The organism is Helicobacter felis ATCC 49179 (assembly GCF_000200595.1).
Lineage (GTDB): Bacteria > Campylobacterota > Campylobacteria > Campylobacterales > Helicobacteraceae > Helicobacter > Helicobacter felis.
The window spans coordinates 1,363,371-1,376,732 of sequence record NC_014810.2 but is presented as its reverse complement, the minus strand read 5'-3'; the positions used below and the strand labels follow the sequence as shown (position 1 = coordinate 1,376,732).

The window sequence follows — 13,362 nt, the reverse complement described above, 5'->3', positions numbered from 1 at the left end:
TCAACCTTGTGCGTAAACAAAGAGGAGTTTTACTAAGGTCATATCTATGAATTGTAGGGCAATAACGATTGCTAAGGGTGAGAGATCGATGCCATTAAAGACTAAAAAGGGCAACCAAGCGCGCGCTTTAGCAAAAAGAGGTTCTGTGAGGCGGTAGAGCATTTGCACAATAACATTATTAGGGTCAGGGCGCAAGAAACTTAATAAAGAGGCGATGATAATAACCCACATATAAGTGGTGATGAGACCATGTAAAATAGTCGCAAAAGCTGAGAGAATCGTGCCCATAATCATTAGAGGCCTTTTAAAGTGAGAATATCTTGGGCGAAATGGCGCACAAAGGGATAAAGTTTATTGAGTTCAACTCCTTGTGTTGTGCCGGTGAATAAGATTCGTAGGGACTTGAAAAAATCCTTGCCCTTGAGTTGACTCTTTTGCATGGCTAATTTTTTAAACTCCGTAAAATCCTCTAGGGCTTCTAGGGGCAGACTCTGCAATGTGGCGTGCAGGCGCAAACAGCGGTCGTAGAAATTTTCATTTTCGTAGTCTTTATGAATATCCTTAGGAGCTAGCATGGCTTCTAATTTGACGCGCAATTCGTTTAAGGTGCTAGATTCCTCTAAGAAAATTTGAGCGAGTTGGGCTTTTTGTGGCGAATCTAAGCCCAAAAGTTCTTGAAGCTGATGAATCTCTAAAGCTTGGAGGTGCGCATGGTTGAGGTGGCGCAAATAAGAGAGGTTAAAGCGTGCGGGCGCAGCACTGAGTTTGTGCAAATCAAACCATGCACAACTTTCTTCTAGGCTAAACACCTCGCTAGGAGGCGCATATCCTAAAGAAATCAGATAATTGGCAATGCTCTTAGCTAAAAATCCCTCTTTTAAAAGCCACACCACACTAGAAGCTGCGTCCCGCTTGCTCATTTTTTTACCACTCTCTTGATCAAGAATAATAGGCAAATGGGCGTAAGCTATGGGTTTGAATGGTTGATCAAGCACCTTAGCTAGGGCTTGTTGGATAAGAATTTGTTTAGGAGTGTTGCTTACATGATCTTCGCCACGAATAATGTAGCTGATCTTGTAAGTGAAGTCATCACACGCGCAAGCAAAGTTATAGGTAGGGGTTTTATTGGATCGCAAAATCACAAAACTATCAAGTTCATGGGGTTCAAAATGGATTTTTCCCTTAATGGTGTCTTCAAAGAAAAGACTTACAGAGCTCCCTCTCAAGCGCACCACCGGATGAGGGTTACTCTTTTCTTGCAAACGCGCCCAAGCATCGTGGTAACGAAAAGGGCGTTTTTCACGCAGAGCTTGCTGTTTTTGTTCCTCTAAAAATTCAGGGGTGCAATGGCAATAAAAAGCAAACCCTTGATCTAAGAGTTTCTGCGCATATTCTTGGTGTGTGGGCAGATTTGCGCTTTGATAAACTAGCTGATCCCAAGAAATCCCCACCTTGCGCAAAAGATCTAAGATTTCGCGATCTTTATTGGGAATATTGCGTTCAGTATCTGTATCTTCAATGCGTAGCATGAGGGGTTGATCTAATTGTTTGGCCACGAGCGCGTTGAGCAACGCCACGCGTAAATTTCCAATATGCATATCCCCAGTGGGTGAAGGGGCAAAACGAAGCATCTTAAAAAAGCCTTTTTATATGTAAAATAACAGCATTATACTAAAATCCCCCTGTAAGGGGCAAATTATGCATTTGCAAAGCAAAACACGGCACAAGCTTGTTCACTAATTTGCCACTCAAATGCCATGGGGCTTAAAGTTGTTTGAGCCGTAGAATGTTCTAGGATTGTTTTGGAGGTGTAAGTGTATGGTGTTTGATTTAGTCGGCGGTTGTAGGGGATTTGAGCGTGGTGTTTGTCTATCCACTTTTGCAACTCTTGCGTATTCTTGAAAACATGCACGAAACACCAGGGATATTTTGATTTAGAATGACCGAAACAAGACATGATTTTTTCCATGGAATTTTAAAATAAAATAAGTTTTATATAAAAAAGTGAAAGGGATAAGACAAAAAAATCGTTTTTTGAGGTTTGACATAGGTTTTCACATATATTATAAGCGGATGCCTCCTCTTTAAAATCGCTTAAGAGGGCTTGAAGCTATATACACGCTTCACTTGCAAGCAACAAAACATGCACCTTATATCCCACAGCTAAAGCTAGGGGCTTTACGACGCGAGTAGGGTAAAGTTTGTTCCACCGCGCCCATAAATCCACCTTGTACATTTTAGTGTGCCCTTCTTGCTCAAAGTCTATCTTATGGGTTTTAAGATACTCGCGCTTTTGCAGAGTGTAGGCCATATCCAAATAAAGTGTTGGGACTTGTGGTTAACTTTTCTGGGCTTAGCTAGGGAGCTTTTGTGCAAAACTCTAAATCCTTTTCTAACTCCTCTGTGTAGGCTAATAGCTCTCTTAAATACTCCAACACCTCTAAATCTTTGCTAGGTCTAGCAGGCCTGACAATCTGGCACTTGGTAGGAATGTAAACCTCCTTATACACCACGCGCGGCGTGCAACCTAAGCAAAACACGCCCAAAACCACCACAAGAACACGCATGAACACCCTTTTTAGGGCATTAAAACCATAATGCGCGCTTGAAACAAGGGTTAAACCACAGCATCAAACAAAGAAGCTTTATTTTTAAAAGCCCTTTGTAAATTCTCTTGAGCGATTTGAGCATATTGGGCGGACTTTTCTACACCGATAAAATCTAGCCCCATTTGCGCACACGCCACTCCTGTACTCCCTGAACCACAAAAACAATCTAACACTATCCCGCCCTTAGGCACAATCTCTAAACAATGTTTTAAAATCTCTAAGGGCTTTTGCGTGGCGTGTTGTTTGGTATTGGGGTGGATTTTGGCCTCCTTGTAGCCGTAGCCGTAAAACTCTTGGGGTTCTAGCACCCCCTTAGTGCCCCAAACAATAAACTCACATTGTTGCCTAAAGCCATTAGCAAAGGGTCTAGCAGAGCGTCCCTTATCCCACACAATCGCACCTCGCCAAGCCAGATCGGCTAATTGCACGGCATCGCTGAGTGCGGGCAGCATGCGCCAATCAATGAAACTAAAGAAGTAACTATTAGGCTTTAACACGCGCTCAATTTGGGCAAAGATAAAGCCCATCCACATGGTGTAAGCCCGTTGGTCTTTGCCATCGCCTATAAATTCGGGGTAAACTTTTCCATCTTTGCGCGTTATCAAATATTTGTCATTGGTGCTTTTGCGCCGATCTGACAAAGACTTCACACCCCCACTACAATAAGGCGGGTCAATCAAAACACAATCTATAGAGTTTTCAGGCAAGCCCTGCATAAACTCTAAAGCGTCAGCATGAAAGATTTGGTTAAGATAGGGGGTTAGCAACTGCTCTCCTTTTTTGTGGATTTAACGCCTTAAACACAAAGAAAAGTTTTCTTCATTTTCAAGCCTTGTTTTAGGTTTAAGCCACTTTTAAGACTGGTTAAAGTAGCCTAGCAATGCAGGCCACTCAACGATTTATCGTTTTTGGTTGCTCGGCGGAATGAAAGAGTGGATAATGTCCGCATGTTGTATCCGTCCTCTGACATATCCTTTTTTAGCATCTACGATCCCAGTGATCAAAAGCGCATCATCATCCTTAGTAACCAACAAATAGACTAGGTCTTTTTTACCCTCTTGTCTAAATGTTTTGACATACTCTTTTTTTGCGGGTGCTTTAAAGATAAGTTCAATATCTGGATTCTTTAATGTAGGCTCTACTAAGTACAAGTATTCTAAACGCCTTTGCCCATCGGTACGGCTTGCCAAATGCTCAATAAAGTTTTTATGATTTTTAACGCCCTCTAATGTCTTTAAAAACCCTTCCACATCTAAACTTACAGGTATAGGCGTAGCATGCGCGCTCAAATCAAGGCTTTTAATAAATGCCTCTTTGTCCTCTGCTTTTTCAATGACAGCAATGGGTTTAATCTCCCCATCACCATCTCTATTGGACTTCCCTCCTCCTTTATTAGGTTCTGCGCTAGAAGGACTAGGCTCCTCTTTTAGTGGCATTCCTCCCCCTCCATCATCCGGTGGTAATCCCCCCTCAATCTCTCTAATAAGGGCTTTGGTGGCGTTGTCAAACTCCACGCGTTGGCCTAGAGCGCGTAGGTGTTGTTTAAAATCTCCTACGCTAACACTCTTATTCAGCGCGGCTTTGATGTGGTATCTTAGGGCCGCTTGGCTGACCTTGCTATTGATGCTCTTAGCAAAAGGAATATGAAACATTGTGCGCACTACAAGCCCAAAGAGTGCCTTTGTAACTTGGTATTGTACAGCCCCTGAAACACTGGTGGCAATCGAAGAGCCTACTTGCTCGCCCGTGTTGGCTTTTAGGGCGGCGGCAATCTTAGCATCTTGGTTAAAAAGGCGGTTAAACCCGCTGGCAATATCGATAAAGTCCTTAGAAGCTTGGCTAGAAAAAGTCCCCTCTTTAAGCCCCTCTAATCTTTTAAAAAAGGCTTGACTATCAAAAACCCTTAGCCCGTCATTTTCAAACAAAGAGCTTTTAAAAAGCCGATCTAGCATGTTGAGCTCTAGCACTTCTCTATTAGCTGGGCTTAAGCCCTTGCTTAGGCGCGTGAGGTTATCTAGCCCTGCTTCTCCCTGTCCTTGTGCGTATTTGAGCAAGCCCTCTAAGGCCTTTGCCTCGCTGCGTTTGGCATCTCTTAGCTTTAATCCTCCCCCATCCACCATCTTGAGCGTTTCTTTCATGGTGGCGTAGTCTTTGAGAGTGGTGTGATAGAGTTCTTGGTATTTTTTCCCTATTTCTGTAGGGAGCTGGCTAAAAAGGTCATCAATGCCCTCTTTAATGTCATGACGGAAAATATTTTGCGTGGTGTTGCGGATATAATCCTTTAGCCCCGGATTGCTGGCGTGTTTGGCGTGGCTATTGAGCGTTTTAAGCGCGTTGTTAAGCTGGGTGAAGCTTACCCCCTCTGGATTGTAGATATTGTTCTCAATGTGCTTTAAAAAGGGACGGGCTTCTAGCATAAGTCCCTGTTCTTCTAGCTCCTTGTAGATGTTTTTGACTTTGCTAGGCTCAAGTGTGGTCTTAAAGCCCTCTAACACCTCGGGGATAATGCGCTCTGTAGCCTCTGCATAACTCTGCCTAGTGCCCTTGTCTAAATCCTCAAAGATAGTCTTAATGTCTGCGGGGTTTAAGTGCAGTTGCTCTAATTGGGCTTCTAGGTTGCGCGTGGTTTTGTTTAAAATGCCTTTGAGCGTGTTGTGCGCGCGCGGGCTAGAGTTAGCCGCCTCGCTCATAAAGGCCAATAGAGTCCCACTATCATCCGCGCGTATGGCTCTAATAAAGGCCTCTTGTTGCTCGCTCTGCTTGCTTAGTCTAAAAATATCCTCTATGGTTTGGTAAGCCTTGTAGGTCTTGGAATCCTCCCCAAAGGCGTTTTTGACTTTTTGGGCTAAAGGGGTGCTTTTGGCATCAATAGATAGCTCTCCACCGAAGTTTTTAGCAAATTCTTTTAACGCTTGTTCTTGCTCTGGGGTATAAACCTCTGCTAGCACCTTTTGGGCGGCTTTGACATTGCCATTTAGAAACCTTTGAGCCATTCCAATGCCCGGAATGTAGCCTGCCACAGCACTCACTCCACGCGTGATGCCATCGGCGTGTTTGCCCAGTGTAGCAATAGCCTTAGCCCCTCCTAAAAAAAGCGCATCGCCTACGACATTTAATGCCCCTTGTTCGATCATATGACGCGCCATATCGCTAAAATTTTGCTCGCGATTAAGGGTGTAATTACTCAGCGCGTGATCTAATCCTGCGCCTAGTCCTGCCCCTAGTGCTCCTCCAATAATGGCCCCGGGTATCCCTCTGGTTGCCCCCTGTGCTGCGCCTACAATAGAGCCGGCTAAAGTCCCCGCATTGCCCAATATATGCGTTTGGAAGTTGTCAAAAAAGTTGTCATTGATGCGGTAGGTTTTATCTCCTTTAGTCCCGTAAATGTGTCCATCTTTAAAAGCTGCGCCCTCAAAGCCTGCAGCTTGTAACACATTCTTCACCGCATTCTCATAACGCTCTTTTTCTTTAGGGTCGCTAGCTTTAAAAAGACTAAAAAAGCTTTTATGCGCGTCAATGTTATTGAGTAGGGTGATATCCCTTGAGGCTTTGGCAGCGATTTGACGGCTTTCTAAAAGCTCTTGGTATTCTTCTAGGTCCTGCTGTGGCTTTAAAAAAAGGCTATTGCTTAGGGTCGTCCACAGATTGCGGTCTTTGTAGATTTGACTCTTTTGGGCATCTGTGAGCTCTTTGGGGTCTTTGAGCTTTAAGATGCTTTGGCGTATGGCTTGGGCTTTGTATTCGCTCTCCCCGGGGGGTTTGAGCGTGTCTATGGGGTGTAAGAACAGATCAAGGGTTCCGGTTTCTCTTTGGCGCTTTTCTGCCAAGAAGGTTTTAACATTGGAAGGCAGTTTAGCATAGGGGACATTTGCCTCTAGGGCCTTGTTGATGAGCTCTGTGTAGTCAGCCCTGCGCGCGCTCTCTGCCTTGTCCAAATAGTTAAAATTTTCTAAGAACTCCCCTAGTCCTCTTTTAAAAAAATTAGGGTCTTGTTTTTCTAGCTCTTTGGCCTCTAGCTCAATTTCGCCTAGCTTCTGCTCAAAACTCTTAGGGGGCGTGCTTAAAGGCGTGCTAGGCGTGTTTTCTTGTGTAGGGGTGTTGGAAATAGGGGCGTTAAAAATAGGGCGCGCTTGCTCTTTTAGGGCTTCTTGCGGGCGCTTAAAGCTAAAGCCCTGCATGTTGGAGAGATCGTAATAGAGGGCGCGCTCTACTTGCTCCTCATTAAAGCCATTGTCCTTGTAATACTTGCTCAAAGCTTCAAGGTTAAAATTATGCTCCGTGCCTTTGACAAAGTTTAACACTTCTTTGGGTTGCACGCCTTGCTGGGCTAATTTCTCAAAATCTAGGGTTGCCATAGAGCTAGATTAGCTTTTTGGGGGGTGTAAAACAAGGGTTAAAGAAACTTGAAGCGAGGTTAAGGAATAATAGCGTTAGTGTTTAGGGCGGGTTGCCCCGCCTATGATCTAGTTAAGCCGCGTGACCAACACAGCCAAGATCACTAACACTATCATCAATCTCTGCATGGTGTCCTCCTTTCTGGAGTATCACCCGCTACACTCCCAACCCCTAGATCAAAAGCCTAGTTCTCCAAATTGCGGTCAAAAGGAAATCACCATGTCCTTGACAAGATTATAGGTGTTTTTCGCTGTATAAGAATTAAAGGCGCAAACTAGCCGCCCTAAATCCTCCAAGTCCTTTTAGCAAACCTGTTTCTGTAGTTGTGGTTCTGTGTGTTTGGCGGAGCTTTGTAGGGGGGTTTGACCTCAGGGTGGTTGATGCAACTAGCCAGCGCGTCAATACAATCATCTTGTTTAAAAGGTCTATCGGGGTTAAAACTAAAAAGTTCTTTTTTAAGCTGTTTGAGATTTTGGCAGGCGTGAGAAAAGAGCAAAAAACCCGTATTGTAAAAAGGGCGCATGGCCTTAATTTTGGTAACCTTGCTAACTTTTCGGCTAGGCGTGTAGCAATAGATCGCATCGCTCAAAGGCTCTTTATAGGCCTCTTTGGCTCTTTGGTTGTATTTGGCCAATTCTACCATTAAAAGGCGGTGTAAGACTAATCCACCGCCTTCACTCTCAATATAAGTCTTAGCCTCTGTGTATTGCGCCTTAGCCTGTAAAATGTGCTTGATGGTGTCCTCCTCGCTCCAAATCCCACAATAGCAATCTAGCACGATATAGCGCGCGTTTTGCTGGTAGTCTTCTACCCCCACTACAATGAGCGCGCGGTTGTCCGCGCTCTCTTTGAGGCTTAGGGCGTTATCCACAAAGATATAGGTGTTGAGTTGGCCTAATTCGTGCGTAAAGATTTGCTTATAGTATTGGGGTTCAAAGTAACCCCCGCTGCTAGCTAGGGGTTCTTGTTGGTATTGCGCGCTAAATTCGTCATTACCCATCTGCGCGCGTAGGTTTTCTAACCAAAACTGGTCGGCCCACCATTAGTAAGGACTATTTTATTAATATGTATCTCTAAGAGAAGTGTTAGATTATTCTAAAGTGGCTAGATTATGCTAAGATTATTGCGAGTGGATTTGTAAAGTTCGCCTTTTTTGTTGTAGATTTGTTGGCGGCTTTAGCTTCCATTCTAAAGCGTTTTAAGTGGCCTTAAAATTTAAGCACAAGGAGAACAAATGGCTTACAATATTCAAACGGACGCTTTTAGTGTGAAACCAACCCCTTATTCCAACAGACTTTTGCAGGTTACTATCCATGAAGCGACTATGACTCAGTTTTTAAAAGATATTGCGATTTATCCCGTGCAGGCGTTGGAATACAAATCTTTCTTGCGTTTTAGAGTGGCTCAAGTCTTAGACAATCTTTGTGAGCGCAAACTCAAACCTTTTTTAGAAAAAGCCTTGGGCGATCGCAATACGGGGGCGTTGTTAGTGAATCCAGAGGGGGTTAATCGGGCTGAACAGGGCGATGAAATGGTCAAGATCGCGACAGCGTTTGTGCATTTAATTGGGCGTTCAAACTTTGATCAAATGACGGGGCAGTTTTACGCCCGCTGGGCGGTGCTCAATACCGACAACTCGGATAGTTATTTAAGAAAACCTGATAAACCCTTAGAATTGCACAATGATGGGACTTTTGTCAATGAGGTTACAGACTATGTGTTGATGTATAAGATCGATGAGCAGAACATGCAAGGGGGCGATTCGCAACTTTTGCACCTTGATGATTGGGAGGAATTAGACAAGTTTTATAACCACCATTTGGCTAAAAGGGTGATGCGCTGGGCAGCCCCTCCTAGCAAAAAAGTTACTAGCGATGTCTATCATCCCGTTTTTGAGGCCGATAGCCACGCTAACCCTGTGATGCTCTACATCGATCAATTTGCCCAGCCTAAAGACTATGAAGAGGGCGTGTATTTGGCAGATTTGGGCGATTCGCTAGAAAACTCGAAGGCTAAGCTGTCCTTCCCTGTGCCAGTGGGGCAGTTCTTGCTCATCAATAATCTCTTTTGGCTACATGGGCGGGATAAATTCCAGCCCCATGAGGGTTTGCGCCGCGAGTTGATGCGCCAAAGGGGTTATTTCTCCTTTAGCACGAATCCCTTTAGCCGCTATAAAGACTTCAAAAACTTTTAGTATGGCTGTCATTTACGATTTTATTATTATAGGTGGGGGGATTTTGGGGCATTCTGTCGCGATGCAATTATTGGACAAATACCCAGATGCCAAAATTGCCCTTTTAGAAAAGGAACCCAGCAGTGCCCTACACCAAACCGGGCGCAATAGCGGGGTGATTCACGCTGGGGTTTATTACACCCCAGGCACTCTCAAGGCTAATTTTTGCTACGAGGGCAATAGGGCGACAAAGGCTTTTTGTGAAGATAATGGCATTGTGTATGAGCAGTGTGGGAAATTATTGGTCGCTAGCAATGCGCTAGAACTCCAGCGCATGGAGAATCTGTGGGAGCGCACTAAGGAAAATGGTTTAGAGAGGGTGCGTTTGAACGCCCAAGAACTCCAAGAGATGGAAAAAAACATTGTGGGCTTAGGGGGAATCTTTTTCCCTACTAGCGCGATTGTGAGCTATGTAGAAGTTACTAGGGCGATGGCTAAGCGTTTTCAAGAAAAGGGAGGGGAGATTTTTTATAACACCCAAGTGGTCGCGCTCAGCGAACATGCTAGGGGGGTGAAGATCCTTAGTAAAAACGGGGTTTTTGAGACAAATTACCTCATCACTTGTTGTGGCTTGCACAGCGATCGCATTGTGAAGATGTTAGGGATCATGCCCAAATTCACCATCTGTCCTTTTAGAGGCGAGTATTTTAAACTTGCTGGGCACTGTAATAAAATTGTCAAGCACCTTATTTACCCCATTCCTGACCCACAAGTGCCCTTTTTAGGCGTGCATTTAACGCGCATGATCGATGGGAGTGTTACCGTGGGGCCCAATGCGGTTTTGGCTTTTAAAAGAGAGGGGTATGCTAAAAGCGATGTGAGTTGGGGCGATCTCAAAGAAATGTTGATACACAAGGGGGTAAGGCAAGTGATCAAAACCCACTTTAAAACGGGTTGCTCCGAGTTTAGACATTCCTTTTGTAAAAAAAGTTATCTCTCTTTGGTGCAAAAATACTGCCCTTCTTTAAAATTAGAAGACTTGAGAGCGCACCCTGCAGGGGTGCGCGCACAGGCAGTGAGCGAGAATGGAGAATTGATAGAGGATTTTCTCTTTTGTAATACAGAGCGGAGTGTGAATGTGTGCAACGCCCCCAGCCCAGCTGCCACCTCAGCCCTGCCCATAGGTAGACATATTCTTGAACGCTTGGAAAATATTTTAAAGTAAAATTATGAGAAGAGAGACTTAGCTATCCTTAAGTTGTTCTAGGCGATCTCTTTTACTCCCAATGTCGGTAATTTGAATCCCAAAGTTACCATCTACGATCACCACTTCACCCTTAGCAATGACTTTATCATCTACAAGTATCTCTAAGGGGTCATTGACCATTTGATTGAGTTCGATCACGCTCCCAATATCCATAGAAACCACATCTTTTAAAATCATTTTTTTCTGTCCAATGCGCACCCTTACATTGAGCTTAATATCCAAAAGCATGTTGATATTGCGCGCTTCTAGCTGCTCCAAGTGGCCATCGCTCTCAGTGCGTTCTGTAGGCACTACAGGAAGATTAGGCATAGAGGGCGCGTTTCTAGGTTTAGAAGTGTTTTGCGGAGCGACTTTTTTCTTAAATAGATCAATGAAAACTCCCCCACAGAAAATAAAGAAGCTCGATTTGACCTGTTCAAGCTCAAAGCCAAATTCATACCCATCGCTATAAGGATCTAATAAAGAAGCGTCCTGAGCGTCCACCGCCTCACTGACCTCAAAAGAGAGTTTGGGGATGACCTCTTGAGCCTGCAGGGCTGTCGTAAGGGCTCCAAAAATATTAGAGCCGATTTCTTTAATGGCATCTAGGTCATCTTTTTCCAGAGTTTGTTTGCTCGTACCTTCTCCGCCCACCATCAAATCCGCTAGAGCGGTCGCCATAGGCACGGGAACGGCTAAAGTGATGGTTACATTGGTTTGAGGTTTAACCTGCACCACCACAGAAGCATGTTCGATAAAAATAAAATCCCCCACAGAAATTTCATTTTTAAGTTCGATGGCAGGAGTTTTGCCTAGCAAGCCCCCCAAAGTTGAAGTGCATTCTTGGACAAAAAGTTTTAAAAAATCCTCAATCATTCTTCTTCTTCCTTGATATTGCCAATTTTAAGTTTGCGTTGGTTTTCTAGGACTTCCAACACTTCTTTGACGCGATCTTTTTCAGTGTGGATCACCTCTTTAATCTTAATGGTTTTGCGATAACCTTGATAGCCTACGGTGGCTAAATAGCGTTCTTTTTTATCAATATTGACAACCACCGTGTCATTAGCCACTTTGTTAAGACGAATGGTATCTCCCACTACTAAATCTAACACCTCTTTTAAGGTGAGGCGCACACTCCCCAAAAAGGCCGACACATCCACACTAGCCCCACCTACTAAGGCCTGCAATTCTTTATTACGGCTTTTCTTAGAGCTAGTTTCTGTGAGCATCACATCGCGATTGCCCATTTTGGATAAAATCCCTTCAATAGAGATCACAGGGTAGCATAGATTCATCATGCCTCGAGAATGCCCGATCACAATCTCCATCACCACCATGATCACAATCTCATTTTGCGCTACAATTTGCACAACATTCGCGCTCGATTCCTTAGCGTCAATGGTGGGGAAAAACTCAGTTACCGGATTCCAAATATCTTTGAGAATCTGCATGACTTGCTTTAAAATGGTGTCTAGTAAATTGAGTTCAATATCGCTAAATTCGCGGGTTTGATCGTAGGAACTGCCTTTGCCCCCTAGCAGGCGATCGATCATGGGAAAAACGATACTAGGATTGACCTCCAAAACCCCCGTGCCTCCTACAGGTTTCATGGAAAAGACATTAAAACTTGTGGGGCTAGGCAAGCTCATCAAAAATTCCCCATAGGTCATTTGATCCACGCTGTGTAATTGAATTTCTACGATGCTGCGCATGATTGCTGAAATTTGACTAGAGAGGCTACGCGCCATTTTGTCATGGATACTTCTAAAGGATCGTAATTGTTCTTTGCTAACCCGATTGGGGCGTTTGAAATCATAAAGCGTGATCTGCTTTTGGGGCATGATCTCGCGTTTTTGAAGGGTGTTGACATCCTCAGACTCATCCACCACCTCTAAGAGGGCATCGATCTCTTCTTGACTTAAAATATCAGCCATGTAAACCCCCTAGATTGATACGGATTTTTTTAATCACCTCCTTGATGATCTGAGAAATCCGCGATTCTGTAACCCCCAAAATCTCCCGAATTTCACTCAAATTCAGCTCTTCAAAAAAATAAAGCTGGATGATGAGTTGTTCGCGCTCAGACATGGTTTTAAGAATGGCATGGATGTGGGCGATAAGCTCTTCAAATTCAAGTTTTGCGTTGATATTGCGCTGTTCAATGGCATTAAACTGCTCATCAATGGGCACACTCGCATAAATGTCCGAAGCCATCTTAGCATCGCGGATTTTAGAAATGTCTTCTCCAAGCACTTCAGCCAAATAGGCATCATCGGGTTCTTGACCATGCTCGTTATAATATTTAGAAACCTCGTGATCGATCTTTTTGATCAATTTTCTAGACGCGCGCGACACGACATCTAAGGAGCGCAAATAATCTAACATCGCTCCGTTCACACGGGTTTTAGCATACCCCCAAAACGAATCGTTCAAAGAAGTGTCATAGCGGCGCGCTAATTTGATAAGCTCTTCTGTGCCTACAGAAATTAGATCGTTAAAATCCACACAACTAGGGAGCCGCTCTTTGAGGCGAAAAGCCATTGCACGCACGGCAGGGAGGTATTGGATCGCCAAAGCGTCCTGAGAGCTCTGAATTTGGGCATCGTAACTAGATTTTTTGAGCACTCTATTTCTCGTCAAATTCGTAATTATGCACATACTTTAACAACGCCTCTACCTCGCGCTCTCTTTCTACAAATTCCTTATTAAAATGGGTAAGACGGCGTTCTAAATCCGCTTTATTGAGGAATTTTTTGCGTGGATAGATAAAGTTCATAAAGATGGAAGCAAAAAGAAGCATGATCATATAAAAGCCAGCCGTAGAAACTAAAGTTCCAAAGAGAACATACTCCGGCTCATCAAACTTGATGAGAGACAAAATCAAGCCGATAAAAAACCCCCCCACGATGGAAAAGTTTACAAAATTCTCAACTTTCATG

11 protein-coding genes and 1 pseudogene are annotated in these 13,362 nt (G+C 44.1%); 2 read left to right on the top strand and 10 right to left on the bottom strand.

Features of this window, described 5'->3' with window-relative positions:
• The 6 genes and pseudogenes from HFELIS_RS06990 to HFELIS_RS06955 all read right to left on the bottom strand — a co-directional run.
• Positions 1 to 294 (bottom strand): YggT family protein, encoded by a 294-nt coding sequence (locus tag HFELIS_RS06990; RefSeq protein ID WP_013469846.1) that lies wholly within the window; start codon positions 292 to 294, stop codon positions 1 to 3.
• Complete coding sequence (gene gltX / locus HFELIS_RS06985) at positions 294 to 1,631, bottom strand: glutamate--tRNA ligase (protein ID WP_013469845.1); 1,338 nt, start codon at positions 1,629 to 1,631, stop codon at positions 294 to 296. Before gltX ends, HFELIS_RS06990 begins: the two co-directional genes overlap by 1 nt.
• A gap of 726 nt (positions 1,632 to 2,357) precedes the next feature.
• Complete coding sequence (locus HFELIS_RS06970; RefSeq protein WP_041302877.1) at positions 2,358 to 2,567, bottom strand: hypothetical protein; 210 nt, start codon at positions 2,565 to 2,567, stop codon at positions 2,358 to 2,360.
• 50 nt (positions 2,568 to 2,617) lie between these two features.
• Positions 2,618 to 3,376: a DNA-methyltransferase gene (locus tag HFELIS_RS06965; protein ID WP_041302875.1), complete on the bottom strand. Its 759-nt coding sequence runs from the start codon at positions 3,374 to 3,376 to the stop codon at positions 2,618 to 2,620.
• 132 nt (positions 3,377 to 3,508) lie between these two features.
• On the bottom strand, positions 3,509 to 6,964 hold the full coding sequence (locus tag HFELIS_RS09240) for a hypothetical protein (protein WP_049776965.1): 3,456 nt from the start codon (positions 6,962 to 6,964) through the stop codon (positions 3,509 to 3,511).
• Between the two features lie 323 nt (positions 6,965 to 7,287).
• Positions 7,288 to 8,025 (bottom strand): annotated as a pseudogene (locus tag HFELIS_RS06955) (hypothetical protein); the annotation flags it as partial.
• A gap of 213 nt (positions 8,026 to 8,238) precedes the next feature.
• Here HFELIS_RS06955 and glaH point away from each other — a divergent pair.
• Positions 8,239 to 9,198 carry a glutarate dioxygenase GlaH gene (gene glaH, locus HFELIS_RS06950; RefSeq protein WP_013469840.1) on the top strand — a complete coding sequence of 320 codons (960 nt, stop codon included), beginning with the start codon at positions 8,239 to 8,241 and terminating at the stop codon, positions 9,196 to 9,198.
• 1 nt (position 9,199) lies between these two features.
• Positions 9,200 to 10,402, top strand: coding sequence for an L-2-hydroxyglutarate oxidase (lhgO, locus tag HFELIS_RS06945; protein WP_013469839.1), 1,203 nt, complete (start codon positions 9,200 to 9,202; stop codon positions 10,400 to 10,402).
• Positions 10,403 to 10,420: 18 nt separating this feature from the next.
• On the opposite strand, the gene fliY is transcribed toward lhgO, so the two are convergent.
• The 4 genes from fliY to HFELIS_RS06925 are packed head-to-tail and all read right to left on the bottom strand — an operon-like array spanning position 10,421 to position 13,361.
• The gene (gene fliY / locus HFELIS_RS06940; protein ID WP_013469838.1) at positions 10,421 to 11,299 is read right to left on the bottom strand and encodes a flagellar motor switch protein FliY; all 879 of its coding nucleotides are present in this window, start codon (positions 11,297 to 11,299) and stop codon (positions 10,421 to 10,423) included.
• The gene (gene fliM / locus HFELIS_RS06935; RefSeq protein WP_013469837.1) at positions 11,296 to 12,357 is read right to left on the bottom strand and encodes a flagellar motor switch protein FliM; all 1,062 of its coding nucleotides are present in this window, start codon (positions 12,355 to 12,357) and stop codon (positions 11,296 to 11,298) included. The genes fliY and fliM overlap by 4 nt, the downstream gene beginning before the upstream one ends.
• Positions 12,350 to 13,063 (bottom strand): RNA polymerase sigma factor FliA, encoded by a 714-nt coding sequence (locus tag HFELIS_RS06930; protein ID WP_231844162.1) that lies wholly within the window; start codon positions 13,061 to 13,063, stop codon positions 12,350 to 12,352. Before HFELIS_RS06930 ends, fliM begins: the two co-directional genes overlap by 8 nt.
• The gene (locus HFELIS_RS06925; protein WP_013469835.1) at positions 13,050 to 13,361 is read right to left on the bottom strand and encodes a hypothetical protein; all 312 of its coding nucleotides are present in this window, start codon (positions 13,359 to 13,361) and stop codon (positions 13,050 to 13,052) included. The genes HFELIS_RS06930 and HFELIS_RS06925 overlap by 14 nt, the downstream gene beginning before the upstream one ends.
• Position 13,362: the final 1 nt, after the last annotated feature.